General features: G+C 46.6%; 1 protein-coding gene. It reads right to left on the bottom strand.

Annotated elements, in window-relative coordinates; genetic code table 11:
• The coding region (locus tag J3U36_RS11350) for a hypothetical protein (protein ID WP_267385930.1) at positions 1-528 on the bottom strand (528 nt) is incomplete at both ends.

The raw sequence follows: 528 nt of genomic DNA, 5'->3' as shown, positions 1-528 counted from the left end.
CTAACTCGTGCTCTGCACTACCCGTACTGACCGCTTTAACCTCTTTCACCAGATTATTATCTACATATAATCCTACCGTGTAATCCGTAAATAACGTATCAATTCCGATATCCTGTGCATTGATCACCGCGCCATCTTCCGCAATCACGTCTATCACGACCTGACCTTCAATGCTCGCCTGTCCTTTCAGACCGAAATCAACCGTGGTAATTTTGGTGGACGACGAGGATGGGGAGGCGATATCGACAACAACACCATTACCGGTCATGGATGTAATTGGGCCGCCCACTTTCTGTGCCACATAACTGAAGTCATAACCTGAATTTGCCGGTGCTTCTACACTTATCGTCCAGCGGCCTTCACCTATATTCGCAATTTCATATTCACCCTTACTGTCACTGTCGACCGTTAAGGTTAAGCCATGGCTGTTTGTCGCCACAACGTTCACCCCTGATAAGGTGGCGGTGTGATAAGTCTGATGCGTTCCTTGTCCTGAGTAGTCTTTATAAATAGTCCCTTTTAACACAT

It is taken from the genome of Gilliamella sp. B3817 (assembly GCF_026536705.1).
Classification (GTDB): domain Bacteria; phylum Pseudomonadota; class Gammaproteobacteria; order Enterobacterales; family Orbaceae; genus Gilliamella; species Gilliamella apicola_I.
This window is presented reverse-complemented; position numbering and strand designations above follow the sequence as displayed.